The organism is Pseudoalteromonas sp. BMB (assembly GCF_001709235.1).
Lineage (GTDB): Bacteria > Pseudomonadota > Gammaproteobacteria > Enterobacterales > Alteromonadaceae > Pseudoalteromonas > Pseudoalteromonas maricaloris.
In genome coordinates this window covers 271783-292242 of sequence record NZ_MBQA01000067.1, presented here as the reverse complement: position 1 = coordinate 292242, position 20460 = coordinate 271783, and the positions used below count along the sequence as shown (strand labels likewise).

The 20460-nt window shown below is 41.9% G+C and carries 20 protein-coding genes; 10 read left to right on the top strand and 10 right to left on the bottom strand.

Annotation, left to right across the window (positions count from 1 at the left end):
- Nucleotides 1-3 precede the first annotated feature (3 nt).
- From BB427_RS06260 to BB427_RS06250, 3 genes are read right to left on the bottom strand one after another with little or no spacing between them, the layout of a single operon-like run.
- Complete coding sequence (locus BB427_RS06260) at nt 4-645, bottom strand: flavin reductase family protein (RefSeq protein ID WP_069019313.1); 642 nt, start codon at nt 643-645, stop codon at nt 4-6.
- A gap of 7 nt (nt 646-652) precedes the next feature.
- The gene (locus tag BB427_RS06255) at nt 653-1378 is read right to left on the bottom strand and encodes an SDR family NAD(P)-dependent oxidoreductase (protein ID WP_069019312.1); all 726 of its coding nucleotides are present in this window, start codon (nt 1376-1378) and stop codon (nt 653-655) included.
- Nucleotides 1371-1760 carry a thiol-disulfide oxidoreductase DCC family protein gene (locus BB427_RS06250; protein ID WP_083229841.1) on the bottom strand — a complete coding sequence of 130 codons (390 nt, stop codon included), beginning with the start codon at nt 1758-1760 and terminating at the stop codon, nt 1371-1373. Before BB427_RS06250 ends, BB427_RS06255 begins: the two co-directional genes overlap by 8 nt.
- 125 nt (nt 1761-1885) lie before the next feature.
- Here BB427_RS06250 and ppc point away from each other — a divergent pair, with 125 nt between their 5' ends.
- The 3 genes from ppc (at nt 1886) to cdd (ending at nt 6013) form a co-directional block, all read left to right on the top strand.
- A complete protein-coding gene (ppc, locus tag BB427_RS06245; protein ID WP_069019310.1) occupies nt 1886-4519 on the top strand; it encodes a phosphoenolpyruvate carboxylase in 2634 nt (877 codons plus the stop codon).
- Between the two features lie 266 nt (nt 4520-4785).
- Entirely contained in the window at nt 4786-5103 is a 318-nt protein-coding gene (locus BB427_RS06240) for a hypothetical protein (RefSeq protein ID WP_232288019.1), read from the top strand.
- Between the two features lie 43 nt (nt 5104-5146).
- Nucleotides 5147-6013, top strand: a complete 867-nt coding sequence (gene cdd / locus BB427_RS06235; RefSeq protein WP_069019309.1) for a cytidine deaminase — start codon at nt 5147-5149, stop codon at nt 6011-6013.
- Between the two features lie 26 nt (nt 6014-6039).
- Here cdd and udp read toward each other — a convergent pair whose 3' ends face one another.
- Nucleotides 6040-6798 (bottom strand): uridine phosphorylase, encoded by a 759-nt coding sequence (gene udp, locus BB427_RS06230; protein ID WP_039495050.1) that lies wholly within the window; start codon nt 6796-6798, stop codon nt 6040-6042.
- A 390-nt stretch (nt 6799-7188) separates the two neighbouring features.
- Between udp and BB427_RS06225 the strand changes: the two genes are divergently transcribed.
- The 3 genes from BB427_RS06225 to BB427_RS06215 all read left to right on the top strand — a co-directional run bounded on the left by BB427_RS06225 (nt 7189) and on the right by BB427_RS06215 (nt 10254).
- Nucleotides 7189-7968: a DUF2189 domain-containing protein gene (locus BB427_RS06225; RefSeq protein WP_069019308.1), complete on the top strand. Its 780-nt coding sequence runs from the start codon at nt 7189-7191 to the stop codon at nt 7966-7968.
- Between the two features lie 296 nt (nt 7969-8264).
- On the top strand, nt 8265-9377 hold the full coding sequence (locus BB427_RS06220; RefSeq protein ID WP_045990324.1) for an arginase family protein: 1113 nt from the start codon (nt 8265-8267) through the stop codon (nt 9375-9377).
- A 166-nt stretch (nt 9378-9543) separates the two neighbouring features.
- A complete protein-coding gene (locus BB427_RS06215) occupies nt 9544-10254 on the top strand; it encodes a transporter substrate-binding domain-containing protein (protein ID WP_045990325.1) in 711 nt (236 codons plus the stop codon).
- A 16-nt stretch (nt 10255-10270) separates the two neighbouring features.
- Here the strand turns inward: BB427_RS06215 and BB427_RS06210 are convergent, their stop codons facing one another.
- Together BB427_RS06210 and BB427_RS06205 are read right to left on the bottom strand one after the other, a co-directional pair.
- Complete coding sequence (locus BB427_RS06210) at nt 10271-10513, bottom strand: VF530 family DNA-binding protein (RefSeq protein WP_017216709.1); 243 nt, start codon at nt 10511-10513, stop codon at nt 10271-10273.
- 32 nt (nt 10514-10545) lie between these two features.
- On the bottom strand, nt 10546-10827 hold the full coding sequence (locus tag BB427_RS06205) for a DUF1496 domain-containing protein (RefSeq protein WP_010605335.1): 282 nt from the start codon (nt 10825-10827) through the stop codon (nt 10546-10548).
- A gap of 60 nt (nt 10828-10887) precedes the next feature.
- Between BB427_RS06205 and BB427_RS06200 the strand changes: the two genes are divergently transcribed.
- Complete coding sequence (locus tag BB427_RS06200) at nt 10888-11118, top strand: TIGR02647 family protein (protein WP_010373121.1); 231 nt, start codon at nt 10888-10890, stop codon at nt 11116-11118.
- 74 nt (nt 11119-11192) lie between these two features.
- On the opposite strand, the gene maiA is transcribed toward BB427_RS06200, so the two are convergent.
- On the bottom strand, nt 11193-11819 hold the full coding sequence (maiA, locus tag BB427_RS06195; RefSeq protein ID WP_175401249.1) for a maleylacetoacetate isomerase: 627 nt from the start codon (nt 11817-11819) through the stop codon (nt 11193-11195).
- Between the two features lie 8 nt (nt 11820-11827).
- Nucleotides 11828-13123 (bottom strand): homogentisate 1,2-dioxygenase, encoded by a 1296-nt coding sequence (hmgA, locus tag BB427_RS06190; RefSeq protein ID WP_069019306.1) that lies wholly within the window; start codon nt 13121-13123, stop codon nt 11828-11830.
- Nucleotides 13124-13235: 112 nt separating this feature from the next.
- On the opposite strand from hmgA, the gene BB427_RS06185 reads away from it, so the two are divergent.
- Nucleotides 13236-13721 carry a MarR family winged helix-turn-helix transcriptional regulator gene (locus BB427_RS06185; RefSeq protein WP_069019305.1) on the top strand — a complete coding sequence of 162 codons (486 nt, stop codon included), beginning with the start codon at nt 13236-13238 and terminating at the stop codon, nt 13719-13721.
- Nucleotides 13722-14322: 601 nt separating this feature from the next.
- Here BB427_RS06185 and BB427_RS06175 read toward each other — a convergent pair.
- The gene (locus BB427_RS06175; protein ID WP_069019303.1) at nt 14323-17487 is read right to left on the bottom strand and encodes a TonB-dependent receptor; all 3165 of its coding nucleotides are present in this window, start codon (nt 17485-17487) and stop codon (nt 14323-14325) included.
- 34 nt (nt 17488-17521) lie between these two features.
- Nucleotides 17522-18382 carry a S1/P1 nuclease gene (locus BB427_RS06170; RefSeq protein WP_039495059.1) on the bottom strand — a complete coding sequence of 287 codons (861 nt, stop codon included), beginning with the start codon at nt 18380-18382 and terminating at the stop codon, nt 17522-17524.
- A 378-nt stretch (nt 18383-18760) separates the two neighbouring features.
- On the opposite strand from BB427_RS06170, the gene BB427_RS06165 reads away from it, so the two are divergent.
- Together BB427_RS06165 and BB427_RS06160 are read left to right on the top strand one after the other, a co-directional pair.
- On the top strand, nt 18761-19498 hold the full coding sequence (locus tag BB427_RS06165; RefSeq protein WP_239359039.1) for a PhnD/SsuA/transferrin family substrate-binding protein: 738 nt from the start codon (nt 18761-18763) through the stop codon (nt 19496-19498).
- Nucleotides 19488-20414: a hypothetical protein gene (locus BB427_RS06160; protein ID WP_045990333.1), complete on the top strand. Its 927-nt coding sequence runs from the start codon at nt 19488-19490 to the stop codon at nt 20412-20414. Before BB427_RS06165 ends, BB427_RS06160 begins: the two co-directional genes overlap by 11 nt.
- Nucleotides 20415-20460: the final 46 nt, after the last annotated feature.

Below are 20460 nucleotides of genomic sequence, written 5' to 3'. Positions count from 1 at the left end.
GGCTCAGCCAAGTAGCTTAATTCTGGTTGGCTTGTTTGGTTTTGCATACTCCAAACGATTAATACGTTTGGTACTGTGGTAACCATCTAAACTGGAAATAGCAATACTATCGAGTGCCTCGATATCAATATAGCCGTCTTCGAGCAAAGCGCTTTCTTCAACGTGAAGCGACTCAATTTCGCCAATTACCAGCTCGGTGTCGTTGAGCTTGATGGTTTGGTGATCTTTGAGTGTAAGCCCGTATTTTAGTCTGCTTTCCTTGACGAAAGGAGCTGGAAAAGCATGTAAATACTCGGCGGTTAATCCTGTTTGTTCAAATTCTGATTGGTGCTTTTCATATCTGGCTGAGGTTTGATGGGCTGCCATATAAATTTGAACATTGACTTGATTAATGGTGTATTTTTCAGTCGCTAAGATGTTTTCCAGTGTGTGCCTAGGTACGCTATGAGGCCTAAAAATCACACCTACGAGTGCCGGGTTGGCACCGAGGTGGAAAACGGAGCTAACGATAGACAAGTTTTCTTGACCTGTTTCATCAACTGTTCCAATTAAGTTAGCGCTTTTGAAACCCGACAGTGAATTTATCATCAATGCGCGATAACGCTCGTCTAAGGTTTTAATATCGTCACTTGAGAAGTGTTTCATGATGTGTTCACCATTCTATTAATTTATTTTGCCAGTCAACATAGCTCACCGTGCCATCAGGGGGGCTATTTGCGATGATGCCGCTAAGTTGATGTGCCACAAATTCCGGCGTGAAGAGTTTTTCATCCGGGACATTGGCTTGAAAGGGTTTTGAAAGTGGCGTGTCAGTAGTACCTGGATGGAACAAAATGAGCTTAATATTTTTTGCCCGACGCGCAAGCTCGACAGCCGCGGATTTAAACATCATATTAAGTGCAGCCTTTGAACTGCGATAGCTGTACCAGCCGCCCATCCGGTTGTCACTGATACTTCCAATCCGGGCAGAGAGTGCCGTAACTACGCATGGCTGCTTACCTTTTAAGGCTGGCAGTAAAGCTTGCAACCAAAGCATGGGGATCATGGTATTGATATTAAACAGCGCCATGCTGTATTCGAGATCAATGTCCTCAAGCTTTTTCTCTGGGAATTTATCAAACTCGTCATGGAGTAAGCCATTAAAAATGGTGACGCTTTTAATCGTTAACTCTTGCCCGAGAATACAGCTCGCAACTTGTTGAATTTGTTTTTTAGAATAATCACACTGAAAATGCAGGTTATTGGCATGTAGAGCCGTTTTAGCTTGCCTAGACACCGTGATGATTTTTACGTCGGGGTTTTGTTCGGTTTGCGCTTTTATAAAGGCATCAGCGATCGCTGAACTTGCACCAATCACTATGATGGCGACGTTAGTCACGATTGCAATCTCCACTATTTTGTATACTGCACTGATTTGGGGCCAGAAGTTTAGAAATTTTCATTCTGTGCCTTGCAAAAAACAAGTAAACGCCGTCTGCAATTGTTCGGATGATGGGTAATCTCAGTAATTTTATCCAGCGATGTTTGCCAACTTGACCCCAAGCCGCTGCGGTAACATCTAGTCCTACAATGAGCTTGCCTTGGCTATCATAACCGTGGAGTTTAGCCATAGCCGCTTTATGCTCTATCTCAGGAAACTCGGTAGAGAAGCGATTATCGTGAATGTTCACTAAATCAATTTTATTGTGTTGATCGAAACGTTTAAGTTCATTCATTTCCCCTACACACAGCGGACAGTTACCATCGTAAAATACAATCATTCGCTCACTCGAATAATACTTATCTTTGTCATGTTATTACGTTAACGTCTTGAAAATAGATCGTTCGCAAATCAATTTATTCTCGGTATAGTGGAGTTCAAGTATCTTTTCATCAAGGAGATTGTATGACTGAGCAATACGCAAGCCTACGTAGTAATGTGAGCCTTTTGGGGCAGATGTTAGGACAAATTATTCAACAAGCGCAGGGTCAAGAGACGCTAGACAAAGTTGAAGAAATTAGGCACCTAGCAAAATCCTCGCGAAGCGGTAATGATTCAGATAGGCAAGCGCTGATTGACACCTTACGTAGCCTAAGCGATGAAGCGCTACTTCCCGTTGCTCGCTCATTTAATCATTTCTTAAACCTTGCGAATGTCGCAGAACAATTCCACACCATTTCAAAGTCAGGCTCTCCAGACGGCGTGATGATCGAAGTCGATAAGGCGCTAGATGAATTGCAAAGTAAAGTCGATGCTGGCGCGCTGACACTCAATGAAGTAGCAGATGTAATAAGCAAACTAAAAATCGATTTGGTGCTAACCGCTCACCCAACGGAAGTAACACGCAGAACCATCATCAATAAACACGTTGAGCTGAGCGAATGTTTAAAAGTGCTTGAGGTGACCTCAGGTGAGGATCCTGTTTACGATGAGGTCATTGACCGCATTGAGCAGTTGATCTCACAAGCGTGGCACACAAGCGATATTAGAGAAAAGCGACCTACGCCACTGGATGAAGCAAAGTGGGGGTTCGCGGTTATCGAAAATAGTCTTTGGGAAGCCGTGCCTAAATTTGTTCGGTATTTCAACGCCCAAGTGAAAACGCGATTAAACTTACAACTACCCGCCAATTTTAGTCCTATCCAGCTCACTTCTTGGATGGGTGGCGATAGAGACGGCAACCCGTTTGTTACTTCTCATGTGACGCAATCTGTGCTTGATCACGGCCGCTGGATGGCGCTTGACTTATATCGTCGTGATCTAGAAATCTTGGGGGCAGAACTTTCTATGAGTAATGCATCCGCAAGCTTTATAGCGCGAGCGGACGGCAGCAATGAACCTTATCGGCATGTGCTAAAGCAAGTACGCGCTGAGGTAGAAGAAACCATTGCAGCATTGGAATATAAAATCAAAGGCACGCCTTCTCATTATCAGGACAAGATTAAACAGGTCTCACAGATAAGAGAGCCACTAGAGGCGTGTTATCGCTCGTTGGTTGATTGTCGCATAGCTAATATTGCCGATGGTTTGTTGTTGGATGTATTAAGACGAATTGACTGTTTTGGCGTGTCTTTATGTAAGTTAGATATTCGCCAAGATTCCGCCAGACATACCGAAGTGTTTTCTGAATTAACGCGCTATTTGGGTCTTGGCGATTATGCCCAGTGGCAAGAAGCAGACAAGCAAGCTTTCTTATTAACCGAGCTAAGCTCGAGACGACCGCTACTGCCGCGTCATTGGCAACCTTCTTCCAATGTTCAAGAGGTACTAGAGACATTTACAACGATTGCGGATCAAGACCAAAATGCACTTGGCATTTACATTATCTCAATGGCGCAAAGTGCCTCAGATATTCTCGCCGTACATTTATTACTCCAAGAAAGCGGATGTAAATTCAACTTACCGGTAGCCCCGCTATTTGAAACGCTGGATGATTTAAATAACGCACAATCAGTGATCAGCGGGTTATTTGAGAACACTTGGTATAAAGGCACGATTGGTGCCAAGCAATATGTCATGATCGGCTATTCCGACTCTGCAAAAGACGCAGGAATGATGGCGGCAGGATGGGCGCAGTATGATGCAATGGAAAAGCTGGTTAACCTTGCTGATGCGAAGGGCATCGAGCTGGTGCTTTTCCATGGCCGCGGAGGCACGATTGGTCGTGGAGGTGCGCCTGCAGCACAAGCGCTGAGATCTCAGCCTCCTGGGTCGCTAAAAAGTGGCTTGCGAGTAACCGAGCAAGGCGAAATGATCCGCTTTAAATTTGGTTTACCTAAAGTCGCGATGCAAAGTCTATCTATTTATACCAGTGCGATTTTACAAAGTAATTTGTTGCCGCCCCCTAGACCCGAACCGAAATGGGTAGAGGTAATGGAGACGATTAGTGAAGCTTCCTGTAAAAAGTATCGCAGTATTGTTCGAGAGAATCCTGAGTTTGTTCCTTACTTTAGAATGGCAACGCCAGAACAAGAGCTGTCTAAATTACCGCTAGGCTCGAGGCCTTCTAAACGTAATCCAAACGGCGGAGTAGAGAGTTTGAGGGCTATTCCATGGATTTTCGCATGGAGTCAAAATCGCTTGATGTTGCCTGCTTGGCTGGGGGCAAAAGAAGGTCTTGAAGCTGCCGTAGAAACGTTTGGTAAAGACATGCTGCAAGAAATGAGCGCAAAGTGGCCATTTTTTAGAACCCGTTTAGAAATGCTCGAAATGGTATTCTGTAAAGCCGACCTTTGGCTCAGCGAGATGTATGATGCAAGTTTAGTTAGTGACGAGTATATAGGCCTAGGGGATGAGTTAAGAGACAACTTGCAACAGGCCATCGAGCTTATTCGCGGCCTTGCGCCAGAGTCGTCGTTGTTGTCACAGCAACCTTGGATCAAAGAATCAATCGGGCTGAGAAACCCGTATACCGATCCTCTAAACTTGTTACAAATAGAACTGTTAAAGCGTGTGCGTGAAGAAACCAATCACGATTTGGAACTGGCACTTATGATCACGATGACAGGGATTGCGGCGGGAATGCGCAATACGGGTTAGTGCAACAATTTGAATAATCTATTTTTGTAAAATTTTACATTTATAAGCATAACAGCTACAAAACCAATCCCAATGGATTGGTTTTTTTATTTTGGTTGGTTTTTTATTAGTATATTTATTGACAGTAATTCTCATTGATTTAAAATGCGCGGCTGGTTTAACCAGTCGTTTTATTTGTTTTATTCAAGAATTGTCGGTTGATGGGTCTACGATACATGCACAAAATTTCTACTAGCGTCACATTTGATGAGTGTAATGATCTGATTATGATGAAGGTCAGAGGCATTGCGAATGCAAACGATGTGGTCTCGGCATACGAGAAAGCCAATCTATATGCTAAAAAGCATAATAGTAGCAAGGTATTAGTGGATGTGAGTGAACTTGAACACCGCTTTGCTGCGATTGATATTGTGAACATAATGCCAAAAGTTGCGCACAATATCGGTAATTTACACATCGCGCGTGTCGTTGGTTTTGAAGGTTATATGCATGACCTTTTTCTACAAAAAATTAAGCGTTTTAATATCAGCGCTGAAAACTTTGAGTGTTTTAAATCTGCAAGAGAATGGTTGAGTCGACTGTAACTCTTGCGTAAACTATCCTGCCATAGATAAACATGACAACAATATGGCAAAGATAGAACCATCAATAAAAAGTGCGTTAACGCAATACGCCATTGCCCATCGTGGAATATTTAGTTATTCCCAGCTAGCACAATATCAAAACCGTTTTCACTTATCTGGATCTGAGCTTGAGGCTGCTTTACTTGAAGTTGCAGCCGAGTTTGCTACGCCTCCTATTTCACAATTTTATGTTGGTGCCATTGCTTGGGATGATAAATCTCAACAAGCGTTTTTAGGCGCTAATATAGAATTTTCGCATCAAGCGCTTTCTTTGGTTGTTCATGCCGAGCAAGCGGCAATTAACAATGCGTGGTTAAATGGTGCAACTGAAATCTCTAAAATGACGATCAATGCCGCGCCTTGCGGATTTTGTCGCCAATTTATGAATGAACTAAGCACCGCAAAGGAGCTTGAAATTTTATTGCCGACAGGCAAAACCTCGTTGTGTGATTTGCTGCCGACTTCGTTTGGTCCGGACGATCTGGGCAACAGTGAAAAACTCTTTTCTCAAGTGCAACATCTTGCTGCGAATGAAACATCGCCTGCTTCAATCAGTGCGGCGCTTTATCAGCATTATCTGCACGCTTATTGCCCCTACACACACAATCAAAGTGCGGTGGAAATTAAACTAGACACTGGCGAGTGCTTTTATGGGCGTTATGCTGAAAATGCGGCTTATAACCCAAGCTTATCGCCATTACAAAGTGCACTGAGTCAATTAGCGATGTCGGGTAAAGTATTATCTGAGGTAAATGTAGTAGGGATCACTTTGCTGGAAAAGCAGGGCAGTGCTAACCAGTTGCAAGTAAGCTTAGCAGTTTTAAAGGCATACAATGCCGAGCATTTGCTTACACATATAGAGATTGAGTAGTCACTCAATCTCTACGCTTAGTGCTATTATTTCGAAAGTAACAGTTCAGCTGCTTTTAATACTGCAGTGACGGCTTTCTTTTCAACAGCTTGATGGTCGACATTGGGGATTTCTTGGCGTGTTCTATTCACCAAAACGCCGGCAAGACAAGCTGCTTTCAATCCAAGTGCTGCACACATGGTAAACAACGTCGCAGACTCCATCTCATAGTTCATCACGTTAAGCTTTTGCCATTCTGCACACGAACCTTGATACGCTTTTCTTACGTAGCCTGAATATGTGTCGTAGCGTTCTTGCCCTGGGTAGAAAGTATCGCTAGACGCAGTGATCCCAACGTGATGAGTAATGCCCAACGATTCACAAGCTTGTACCATTGCCGAAGTGGTGTGGAAATCAGAAACCGCAGGAAACTCGATAGGCGCAAAGTGCTGGCTAGCGCCATCTAAACGCACTGATGCCGTGCTCACCAAAATATCACCTTCATTGATATGTGGTTGGATAGCGCCAGTTGTACCTATGCGTAAAAAGGTAGTGATACCAAGCTGTGCTAGTTCTTCAACTGCGATTGACGTTGATGGGCCGCCTATACCTGTTGAACAAATTACCACAGGACTTTCATTTAAAAAGCCAAGGTAAATATGAAATTCGCGAGTTTGTGCTAAGCAGACAGGAGAATCGAGATATTCGGAAATGCGTTTTGAGCGCTCGGGATCACCCGGAACAATTGCCAGTGAAGCGCCTTGTAGGTCGGCTTTCGTAAGACCTAAGTGAAATACCTTTTCCATAGTAAACCTTAGTTATAATTAAAGCGTAATGTTTATAGTTAATGCCTATCAAGTACAGGACAGATGTCCTATTTAAGCGTGACGTGTTTAAATTATAGCAACCGAATTAAGTAAATTATTTTTAAGTGGGGAAGTTGCATTAGTAGTACCGCTCTTGCGTGCTACTACCGCTAATCAATCACCACATAAGGTACCTAAATCCATATAGGCAAGGCAAAAATTTTGCTATTTAGTTGTTCTTAATGAGAAATTTTTAACGAAGCTTATATGATATTTTGCCCTTCAAATTGGTTATAGAATTAATGTAGTTGCTATTATAGCTCGGGATAGCTTGCAGGATTGTCGATGTTCCACTAAACCTTAACATGAGAGCAACAATGAGGAATGGTTATGCCTGCTACACATTCTATAAATAAAGATAACGAATTTGCGCGTTGCTTTGAGTGCAACAAAGTCCCAACCATGGCGCCGTTTCACTGGCTCGCATTAGCGTTTAAAGATATTGCGAATGCGCCATTACTTAGCCTAGTGTATGGACTTATTTTTACCCTTATACCTGCTTTTATCATGTGGTTGGTGTACCAATCAGGTACTCACCTGGTAATTCTGCCTGCCGCTGTCGCCTTTGCGCTTATCGGGCCTGCTTTCGCTGCTGGCTTGTATGATGTCGCGTGGGAGTTGGAAAAGGGCCATAAACCAACATTATCACACAGCCTTAAGTCAATGTTCCGTAATCCGGCTGGCGAGTGGGGGTTTGCAGTGTTACTGATGGTCATTATGATTGTTTGGATGCGCCTAGCAGCACTTATCCATGCATTATATCCAAATGTTCCGAATCCAACGTTTGAACAACTTTCGGCATTTTTAGCACTCGGCTCTATAGTAGGGGGCATTTTATTGGTGTGTGTATTTGCGATCTCAGCGTTTACCCCGCAAATAATGATGGAGCGCCGAGTGGATATTATGACTGCTGTAATAAGCTCAATGCATGCGGTGAAGGAAAATGTCGGCGCTATGGTGGTGTGGTGTGGGATCTTAGTGTTCATGGTGATACTTGGGTTTGCAACTGGAACGGCTGGCTTTATCGTTATCATGCCGCTACTTGCGTACGCAAGTTGGCATGGCTATATCGCTGTAATTAAAACAAAAGTGCCACGTCACTACGAATAACTAAACACCCTCTATGAATAAACAACCGCAGCCTCAACGCGCATAGTTGGTACTGCGGTTGACTTCCTATTTGAACCTGTTATATGTGCTGCAACAACGACCTAACGAACAGTCAATGTCTTCCGAAAACGAAGTTAGAAATCAAGAAAACCTTTTGATTTATAAGTTTTTTTATTTTTAATTTATCGTTTTTACTCATTTCAAGCCAATCGTATTTTGAGTGTGACGCAAAATATAGAGCGCAATAGGGAAGATTTTTCTGGGTCGCATGATTATGCATATAAGAGGGGATAGCGATGTCTGAGAGCAAAAAACAATTCCATAAAAAACTTGAGCACTGTTTATGCCCACCGGGTGATGGTGTGTTTACTGTAAACACAGCGAAAGAAAGAAAAGACGCGCTAAGACAAAAGCTATATGGACAAACAGAAGGTGTTGATACTTTATGGAAAGCGTCACTGGAAAAATTGGGCGAAAGTGAACATAAAGCGGCAATTCTTGGGATCAGTTCGGATTGTGGCGGTGGTATTTTACGCGGCGCTAACTGGGGCCCGTTATTTTTGCGTTCGACATTAATTGAGCAACAGCCGCAAACGAGCGCGTTTGACCTTGGCGATGTGCGTGTTATTCCACATTTACTACACGACAAATATTTAAACGAGAGCACGATCAGTAATTGTCAAAAGGCACTTTATGCTGACCCAGAGAGTGAGTATTACGTCTCACCATTATCTATTACAGAAGATGTGTGTGATGGCTTTTACGAAAATTACCCAGATAAAGGCGTGTTTGGCATTGGTGGTGATCACTCAATCAGCTACCCGTTAACAAAAGCGTATCTTAAAGCAAAGCGTGCTCGTGGTGTAAAAACAGCGATTATCCATTTTGATGCTCACACGGATTTACTTGTTGAGCGCTTAGGTATCGATTTATGCTTCGGCTCTTGGTGTACGCATATTCTAGAGTTTTTACCTGCACCCCATCACTTAGTGCAATTTGGGATCCGCTCGAGTGGCAAACCTAAGTCTCATTGGGAGTCTACATTCGGTGTTAAGCAGCATTGGGCTCATGAGATCAGAGAGCGTGGTGCACAAGCGATTGTAGATGAAGTTATTGCACAGCTAAAGGCTGACGGTGTTGAAGAGCTTTATGTTAGCTTTGACATTGACGCACTTGATGAAGAGTTTGCTTCTGCAACGGGTACTCCAGAGGCTGGCGGTATGACTCCAGACGAAGCGATGTTAATTCTACAAGCGCTGCGTGGTGAGTTTAAAATAACAGGTGCAGACATGATGGAAATTGCCCCATTTACCGATAGCTCTCTTGTTGGACAAACGAGCTCAGAAACCACGCTTAAAGAAGGTGCTAAGCTGAGTGCATTTCTGATTGATGCTATCAACAATAGCTAAAGTAATTATGTAGCTCTGTGATAGGCAGGGGCATCCTTGCCTATCACTCATTCACTTCGATAAGTTACCCATAACTCCCATCTACAAGAAGCCATTCTATCTCTTTAAAAATTGCTCAACCTTTAAGTTAAGACTATATTATTCAAGTAGCTATGGGGAGAGTTTCATGAAGGGTGCACGCTCTTTTGGTCTTTGTATTTTGCTGATGAGTTTCAGTGCGCTTGCCTATACGCTAAATATAGTCACTGAGAACTTTCCTGACTTCCAATACCTTAATGAAAAAGGAGAACTAATTGGGCGTTCAGCGGATAAAGTCAGGGCGGTGCTTGATGACTCTGGCATTGATTACACCATCAACGTACTTTCATGGCCTGCGGCCTATAATGCTGCATTAAGAAAAGAAGATACCTGTGTGTTTTCAACAGCCAGAAATACCATCCGCGAAAATGAGTTTACTTGGGTATTTCCCATTGACACTTTTACCACCTCTTTTTATGCGCTACGTGAAAGCAAAATCAAGCTGAATAAACTAGAAGATGCGCAAGCTTATCGAACAGCAGTGATCCGAGACAATTTTAGCCACCAATTTTTAATGGAACATGGTTTTCAAGAAGGGAAGCAGCTGATCCTGATTAATTCTTTTGATAAGGTTTTTGAGCTACTCAATACGCGCAAAGACTTTGTTGATTTGGTGATATTAAGCGATGCCCAGTTTAGGTTTCGAAGTGCAAAAGAGCAAACGGCTCAATTACTTGAGCCGGTATATACATTAGATCAGTTTAATACGTCTCTTTATCTAGCCTGTAATAAAAATGTTCCCAAGCACATTCTTGATAAGCTTCAGGAAACTTACAACGTGCTTTATGTAGCCAAATAAACTTAGAGAAAACGGGTTATTTTTTAATATCTGGCCACTGAAAGCCGTGGAAGGTATCTAGATACAGTTGCTCCACTTTGGTTCTTGCCCAAGGTGTGCGACGCAAAAACTTGAGACTGGATTTAACGCTTGGATTATCTTTGAAGCAGTTGATATCTACGGCGGCTGCCATTTCTTTCCAGCCTAGCTGCTGTTCAAGTTTTACAATAATTTCTTCTAACTTGATACCGTGAAGGGGGTTATTTGCTTGGGTTGTCATCTTCTACTTCTATATAACTTTAGATATTACGCCTAGTTTACCCTAATTTTATCCGAAATTTCAGGTCTAATTGGTGCACCAGACGCATCAGCCTTTACCCACACAAGTTTGCCATTGTCTTCGTTGTATTTTTTCGTTGCACAGACAAACAGCATGTCAAACTGTAGCAATAGTGCGCCTTCGCTATATGACTTTCCTTCATACCAACAGACTTGCTTTGGTATTTCTCCATATAACCTCAAATCAGCGGGCGTTGTCGCCAAAACAGGCAGTGAGATCAAATTAACAGTGATTAAACAAATTAAAAACTTCATCAAATTTGGTTTTTTGAACTAGAGTGTTAGATGACTATAGAAGAATAAGGAAAAATGACAATGGCATTAGACCAAAAATTGTTGGATGAGTTGACCTTACTAGCTAGATTTCCAAGACATAGTTTGCATCAGGGGATAAAAATTCATAGCAGCGCGCCTGAAGGTATACAAGGTGCCGCGATGCGGCTATTTGAAAAAGGGGTTATTGACAGCCCCGATGGGGGTTATTTGACTGATCTTGGTCACGACCTTATTGGCCATTTTGATCATGTCTATAGCGCGTTGAAATAACAAACGTTCGTTTGATTGAAAGAGTGATATGCTTAGCATGTCACTCTTTTTAATTGGCTTATCGTTTACTAGCCTTATTGTGCGTCTAATTGATTTTCAGGCGCCGCATCAGAAAACGCACTAAGCGTATTACAATATTCGTACACTCGACTGATCTTAGGAAATGCAGCCATATCTACTTTAAAGCGTAGGGCATTAAACACTTGTGGTACTAAACAAACATCTGCGAGTGTGGGCTCCGTGCCAAAACAAAATTGACCGTCACCTATCATAGGCTCGAGCTTTTTAAAGCCTTCGATAACCCAATGGCGATACCACTCATTTTTTTGCTCATCAGATGCACCTAGCTCACTTGAGAGGTATTTAAGCACACGCAGGTTATCGATAGGGTGGATATCACAGGCTATGGCGTAGCAAAAGTTTCTTACCTGCGCTTTTTGCCAAGGATCTTGTGGTAGCAATGCTTGGCCTGTTTGGGTTTCTTCTAGCCACTCCAATATTGCTAAAGATTGTGCAAGAACGCCATGCTCAGTTTCAAGAGCCGGTAGTAACCCTTGACCGTTTTTACTTAAATATGCCTCGCCGCTTTGCTCCGATTTAAGCAGGTTTACTGGGACTAACTCGTGGTCTAATCCTTTAAGATTTAAAGCAATACGCACACGATAGGCTGCAGATGAGCGAAAATAAGTATAGAGTTTCAACATGATCTTTATGCTCCTTTAAAGTACTTTTTAATGCCTTTCCAGCAATCAGCATAGTTAGGCTGACGCGCTTTGCCTTCTAAAGCATACTTAGTTGGAGAGATAATGTAACGTGACTCAAACATAAATGCGAGTGTGTTTTCATAGCGCTGTGGTGCAAGCTCTGCATTACTCGCCTTTTCAAATACATCCGCTTCTGGTCCATGTGGGGACATACAGTTGTGTAGACTCATGCCACCGGGCACAAAACCATGTTCTTTGGCGTCGTATACCCCTTCAATTAAGCCCATAAACTCACTCATGATATTACGGTGATAATAAGGTGGACGGAATGTATTTTCTGCCACCATCCAACGCGGTGGGAAAATCACAAAGTCTACGTTTGCAACACCAGGTGTACCTGATGGAGAAGTCAGTACAGTAAAGATTGACGGATCTGGATGATCAAAGCTTACGGTGTTCATTACGTTAAATCGTGCTAAATCATATTTGTATGGGGCGCTATTACCTGTCCATGCAACCACATCAAGCGGTGAGTGGCCAATCTCAGAGCGGAACAGATTACCATTAAACTTTGCAACGAGTTCAAAATCGCCTTCTTTGTCTTCAAAGGCGGCAACGGGGTATTGAAAGTCACGTTCGTTGGTATAGCCATTCGCACCAACGGGGCCTCGTTCAGGCAATATGTAAGGGTGTCCGTAGTTTTCACAAATATAACCACGCACCGTATCGCTTAAAAGCTCTACACTGAATTTGATACCACGAGGGATAACGGCAATCTCACCTGGTTTAATTGCGAGTTTTCCACACTCAGTGTGTAAAATGAGTTCGCCTTGCTGCGGGACGAACAACAACTCGCCATCCGCATTATAGAAGTAACGACCTTCCATTGATGCGTTAGCAACATATACATGAATACCAATCCCGTTTTGGCTATTGGCACTGCCGTTAGCAGCCATCGTTACTAAGCCATCGATAAAATCTGTTTTTTCTTGTGGTATATCGATAGGGTTCCAGCGCAACATGGAAGGGGGAGTAACGGCTTCAGTTATTGGTGCCGTGCGCAATAGGCCATTATCCATCGCTTCATATTCACCTTGTAAAACAGAAGGGCGAATACGGTAGAACCAATTTCGACGATTATCAGCACGAGGCGCTGTAAAAGCGGTGGTGTTATATTGCTCTGCATAAAGATCGTATTTTACTTTTTGCGGTGAAAATTGACCAATAGGTAAAGCGCCCGGCAGTGCTTCACTTTCAAATTGATTACCAAATCCAGTTAAATATTGAAGTTCTTGGCTCATGTGTCTCGACTCCTTTGTGTTTTATAGTAAGATACTCTCATGTGAGAGTATTTTCAATATTTGTCATCTAGTCGCTCTGTAAAGTTATAGTGACAGTTGGGAGTGTGAAATAATGTCTAAAAATAATGGAAAGCTGCTGAATATAAACGAATTTTTGCCGTATCAACTGGTTTCACTGTCAACAAAAGTGAGCAACGACTTTGCGCACGTCTATGAACAAAAGGGAGAATTAACGCAGCCACAATGGCGGGTGTTATCTCATGCAATACAGAAGGAGGGGAGTACCGCAAAGCACATTTGCGAACTGGCAAGCATGGATAAATCAACCGTTTCAAGAGCAATTAAGCAGTTACAAGACCGAGAGTTGATTGAGATGTTAGTGAGTCCAAGTGATAAACGTGCAAAAACTATTGCGGTGACAGAGCAAGGAAGAGTACTTTATCAAACGTTAACGCCGCTTGCATTGGCATGGGAAACTGAGCTACTTAGTTGTTTTAGCGATGAGCAGAAAGAAAAGTTCGTACAACTACTGAAATTACTACAGTCCGCAGTAGATGAAAAAGAGCTTGATCACTCGCTTAGAATAAGCTCTATATAGTAAAGTACCGCCGAATGTTATCTCGTACGGTTTTCTGTACATGATATTATAGTCATATAGATCATGTAGAGCATGGATATTTCAAATGCGCTGCTTTTTAGTGAATGACTGGATAGAGAGATGATTAAAAAATCAATAGCTATGCCTAACATCGTGACTACAAAGCCGATAAAAGCTTTACGTTTTAACATAATTTATCCCTTATCATATTGATAATCTCCTCATTTTAACATTTAGTATGGTTGCTTCTTCGGAAGCAATGACTTGTCCTGCATCAATTATATTTACTATCAGGAAGTTATAAAGGTTAATTAATTGGAAAATAATCTTAAGCTGGATTAAATAACCTGAGCTGCGGATAATTAATGCCTTTCTAGCAGCTAGTTTTAGCGCTAACTGCGTTGAATTCACTTCCAATAGCCAGCTATTGGTGCGTAAATTCGCCTTGTTTTCCCTAAAACTCTCTGGCTAGACAAGGAAAAAACTAAGTTGTACTTTAGCAACAATGAGTTGGAACATTTCTTATCCAAACCTCAGGTTAAATATAAAAAAGGCCAACTTTCGCTGGCCTTTGGGAGATTATCTAATTACGTGTTAGATATTAGAAGTTGTAGCGTACACCGATCTTGATGCGGTAAGTTGAGTCTTCTGCTTCAAACTTATAGTCGCTAGTAATCGGTGCGCCGATGATGTACTTACCAGTCGCAGGGTCGATATCCATATTTAGCGTATTACGAGTGCCAAAGTCTTGCGTATAAACTTTACCAGCTGAAGAATCAATCAGGTTTAGTAAGTTGTTCACTACGAAGTAAACTTCACCTTTATGATCTTTGGTGAAACCTGGAAGTTCCTGAGAAACATACAGATCCATAGTCGTTGTCCAAGGTGATGTAGCCGCGCTACGGTCAACGAAGCCACCTGCATAGCCAGACAGACCTAAGCTCTCATAGTGAGCAAGCACTTCTGCCTCAGTTGTACCTTCGTAACGAAGTACGTTTGCATCGTTTGCCGTTGGAACATAAGCTAGGTAGTTACCGCCGAACGTTGAACCAAAGCCTGAAGGCTGAATTAGGTCTTGATCGAAGAAGCGACCACCAGTTAGGTTTTGCCATCTTGTTAGGTGGCTGTACGCTGAACCTGAACGGCGTTCAAAGAATAGATTGAAATTCGTTTTATAGTTTTCAATGAACTCTGTTGAATAGCCAAGGTTTAGAACAAAACGGTGCTCAGTTTCATAAGAAGAAGTACCGATTTGTGTCTCTTGGTGATCCAAGAAGTGACCGTAGCGGTAGTTACTACGACCAGTCGATGAACTACCTGGGTTACCTTCAGTGATATCTTGGTGAGTATAAGACATATCAAACTTGAAGCCATTATCCCACGTTTTAGAAAGACCAGTACTTAGGATAATTGAACGACCGTTTTTATCTGCGTTCGTTAGCATAATCTCAAGTTCACTGGTATCGTAGAATGGTAATGCACCATCAGCAGTAGAACCTACTACATCGCCTTCTTGAAGAAGTGCAGCATTTACCCATTCAGCGGTATTTTCTTTATCTGTGAAGATTGCAGTCGTAGTCCACGCGAATCCGTCACCAAGGCCTGGGATGTCAAGTGTTACATCCGCATTTAGCATATAAGTCCACTGTGATGGAATGTCGAAGTTAGGATCGATAAAGTTCGAAACTGAACCACGATTCGCATTGTTAATACCTTCGATAGCTTCTGGCGGAATAGTATTTAGGATATTTGCTGGAGCAGTAACATCACTAGCAGAGAAGTTTTGACGACTGAAGCCATCGTTTGAGTAAGAGTTTGAGATCCAAACGTTAGGGTTACCACCTGCATAACGACCTACGCTACCACGGATAGTTACGTCTTCGTTCATGTAGTAAGTGAAACCTGCACGAGGCAACCAAATGTCAGCGCCATCTAGGTTATAAGTGTTATCAAAACCCGTTCTGTCCAATACGTCTTGGTTGAACGCTGGTTTGTCGTCAGAGCCTAAACGCTCGTAACGAAGACCAAAGCTAAACGCTAGTTCATCGCTGAAGTCCCAACGGTCGTTCACGTATAGTGCAAGGTCTTTACGTTTGAATGCCGCTGCAACTGCATCAGGGTTATTGCCGATACCGTTGCTATATGTGTATCTTGAAATTTGGCGTGCAGCAAAGTCTTCTAGGCTGTTAAATGTGATAACACCCTTAGAACCATCTAGATAAAGGTTTTCAACGTCTAGAATGTCATACTTGATACCGAACTCTAGTGTATGTTCGTCAAGTAGGTAAGTACCGTCAAACTTGAATGTTGTTAGGTCGTTTTCTAGTGAGTTTGAGTGGCGGCTAGCATCTGAACCAAAGCTGATGTCACCTGTAACACCATCACCATCTACGTCGATGTTGCTGATGCTGATATCACCTAAACCAAGTGCGCTATCAAGTGAAATCTGACCAGTTTCAACAGATTTGCTTGTGATACTGATTTGCGTTGAGAAATCATCTGTCCAGTCAGAGTATAGTGTTGAGCTGAAGTTATTTAGTTTCTCAGATTTATTGTACCAATAAGTGCTTAGGTGTAGATCATCAGCATCATCAGTCATGTTGTTTGTGCGGTTACCTTCATTGAACATGTAGATAAAGTTTGCACGATGATAGTCGTTGATGTTCCAATCTAGTTTGATGATGTATTTTTCATCTTCTAGTTGTGGTTGAGTGTCTGCACCACCGATGTTATCAACACCATATACTTCAGAAGCAATTTTGCGTACTTCTGCTAAGTCGTTTTGTGTGATTTTTGTCTCGTTAGCGCCAATACCAGAACCTGCAGGGCCCCACTCAATTGACTGAGGAGATTCATACTTTTCGTAAGCACCGAAGAAGAATAGTTTGTTTTCGATAAGAGGCGCACCGATTGAGAAGCCATAGTTCTCTTCTTCAAACTCTAGTGGAACTTCTTTACCATTGTTTTTTGGAGTACCTGCCCAGCTGTCAGTCATTTTCTCATAGAAAACGCTACCAGTGATTTCGTTAGTACCAGACTTAAATACCGCGTCAACGTTACCACCAGTAAAGCCGCTTGATTTAGCATTTGTTGGTGCTACTTGAACGGTTACTTGGTCAAGTGCGTCTAGAGGGAATGGGTTACGCTGTGTTGGGTAACCACCAGAGTTAAGACCGAAGTCATCGTTTAGCGGAATACCATCAACAGTAATAGAGTTTGTACGCGGGTTTGAGCCTGCGATTGTCATTGAGCTGTCGCTACCAGGTTGGATAACAACTAGCGGGTTATTTCTTACTACGTCTTTAATATCACGGTTGATACTAGGCGTGCTCTTGATTGCATCTGCACCGTAATAAGTGTCGTTTGCAGAGGAGTTAAATAGTACTGGGGTACCAGTAACTACGATAGACTCCATTTGCAATTCGCTTAGCTGCTGGTCGATCTTTTGTGCTTCACCTAGTGATAGGTAAACGTTACGCAGCTCAGCGTCACGGAATTTGTTTGAGTCGATAGTGATGGTATATGGACCACCAACGCGAAGACCTGATGCGTTGTACGTACCAGTGTCATTCGTTGTAACAACGCGGCGTGTACCTGTCGGTTCGTGAACGATGATAATCTTAGTGTCTGCAGCTGGATTACCTTGAGGTCCTACAATCTGTCCTTTGATAGACGAAGATGTATCTGCCGCAACCGCCATGCCACTCATGCCTAAACTTGCAGCGATAGCAAGCGTAAGTGCATTTTTGCGAAGTTGGATTTTCATTATGTTGTTTCCCGTGTTAGTAGGTTATTTTAAACTAATGGTTAACTGTTATTTTATTTGCTGACTTCAATGATGAAACCAGCGGTTTAGAATTAGGATCATAAATTTGGTTTAATAGGCCAGCTAATCTAATGCCACCTTGTTGCAGCCTAAATTTAATTGTTGGCATATATTTATAAATGTAACCGTAACTTATTTCAGTTTCATTGCTGTTATAAACTTTTTCAGCAATATTATTTGACTCAAGCAACCAATCCGCTGGCGAGCTGTCTAAGTATTCAGCAATTATTTCATTATTTGTGGTTTGAATAAAACGTGTAAACTCGGTAAATGAAAGGTTCTCATTTTCGATTAATTTGGTGTCCCAAGTGCTGTGTAAGTTTGAATCACTGCCAAAAAACTTTACTTTAATCATGTTACCGCCACGGTCTTTGCCGCGACCTGCGTGAAACGGTTGATGACTGTCACCTACAAGATGAACTAGGAAACGGAATGCAAAACGCTTTTCATCAATTGATTTAGATTCTGATTTTAGCGTATTGATGGAATAGTAGATGCCATCTAGGATGTGTTTTACTTTTTCTTTGTCATTCAAATCAGCATGAACGTGCTCATGCATTGCTTTTGGGTTGTCGATGTTGATGTAATGCCACTTCGAAGATTGTTTACGCCAAAACGTGCCTGGATCCGAACGCATCTCATCAGCCCAAGTTGAAATTTCAGCCAGAGAGTCACCTTCTAATAAAGGTTGAATCGCAACGCGAGTCTGCTCGGTTAAATGTGCCTCAGCCAATTCGCCAATGATCCTATGACCATTTTGACCCCAGGCGTGTGCACTTGACGTCGTTATAGTCATCCCTACAGCGAAAAGTAATGACAAGCTTTTTCGTAACATTTGTATCTCTTGTAGAAAAGGGAACAATCTTCCCAACCGAAAAGTGAGGCCAATTGTCCGTATTTTTCAACAAAATAAAAGGACTCAATAAGATTCATAATTTCTTGTCAATAAAGTAATAAATTCATCTGGTTACGAGTTATTGGTAAAATTACCTATTGCAATGAGTAAAGAAAATTGATCTAATAGCGGTCAAGAAAGGATAGGTTATTCCAATTAGTGATATATAGTAACATTTTGACTAGTAAATCAACAATTGTATCTTTGTTGTTTATAAGCGCATTATTGTGCTGGATTTTAGGGGCTCGGTTAATATCGGCAAAGCCTCTAACTCTTGATCCCGTCGTCCAGTATTCAAATACCTGCAAAACACGTTCAGTGTCTAATATCAACACGTTAAAAATACATGTTCCGATTAAAAGTCTCGCGTTAGACGTATTAGTTAGAGCGTGTGAAGATGAAGTGGTCACTAGGCAATATGGGCAAGTGAAAGTGTATTGGGGAGGAAGTCTCGCTGAGCAAATAGAGTTTCTTGCGAAGGGGATCGCCGATCTTATTTTAACGAAAGACAACATCATGTCGGCTTTGATGGCCGAATCAACGCATAGTTATAAGCCTGTTATCGGTTATCCGGCTTATTCCGCCTTTTTTATCTCAAACACAGAAAAACCTAAATTATCTAAATCGTATTTCTTAGATAAAAAAATAGGTTTGCTTGACTATCCAACAAGTCGCTCTGGCCACATATTACCAAAAAGTGCATTTAAAGAGTTAGATATCGATATCAATGCGCTCGATATTACCTATTTAAGCTCGCATCAAGCGCTCCGCGATCGGTTGGCTGCTGGCGAAGTTGATATTATAGCTTCTTATTGGTCCGAAGAAGATGAGCAGCGGTTTTCGAAGAATTACATTACGCCAATTGCAAATAATGTTAGTGGCAGTAAATGGTATTTAAAAATGAACAACAATAACACTGACTTAGCTTGTGCAATGCAGGGAATTATTAACCAAGTGGCTCAATTAAGAACATCTAGTTACTTTGATAAGGTAGATAGATACTGGCAATGTGAAGCCTTACCTTATGGCTTTATCGGAGAAGAAGATGGAAGTTAGCCAGCGTAATATATCCGTTTTTATTGCTTTGGCACTGTTATTTAGCGGCATTTTCTACATTTCTCAAAGTATTGAAACTAAGCGGGTTTTGAAGCAACAAAAAGAAGCGGTTGCGCTTCGTGTTGCTATTGATATGAATCGTTTACCTGTCGCAGATCCTTTTTTACATTATGCAGGTAATGAAACTGAGTTAAGAGAATATATAAACTCACTCAATACAGTGTTAGACGCCCAAGATGCCCGTTTAACTGTTCTTGACATTAATACATCTGGAGCAGGACAGGGTGAAAAAAGTGAAGTACTAACATTATCAGCGCCACACAGAAACTTCTATGTCGCGGTCTCATTAGATGATACTAAACCTAAATCAGCCTATATTTTTCCACTGATTATGGCGTTTATCGGCGTTGCAGTGTTCAACTGGGTGAGAAGAAAAGGTATTGAGGCGAAGGTAAGTTCAAACCAAGCGCTAGAAAAGTTACCGGAATTTAAGCTTGTTATTGATTTGTATTCAAAAACAGTAACGACGAATAGAGACAAACTAGTAAGTGTCCAGCTTGCCAACAAACCATTATGCTTCTATTTAGCGCTTGTTGAGTTTTGCGATGTAAATCCCGATACTGTTCTCAATCAAAACAAAGAGATGCCGAAGGAGTTGTTGGATCTCGCTGATAAATACTTTTACCGTTTAGTTGAGCTTGGGCATACCATTAGAAAACGGCCCAACTTTACTAATAGTTTAGAAAAAACATTAAGTGAAATTAGAGCTGCGCTAGATGAGGTATTAGACGCTTGTCCAGAAAAAAAGGTGTTGTTTTATCCGCCGAAAGCACATGGCGAAGGGTCTCGTTCTAAATTACATAGTTACGGACTGAGTGGAGTGAAAAAGTCAGATATTGATATTATTGGTAAATAGAATGAATGCATATAAAGCGGTGCATCACACCGCTTTATATGAGGTA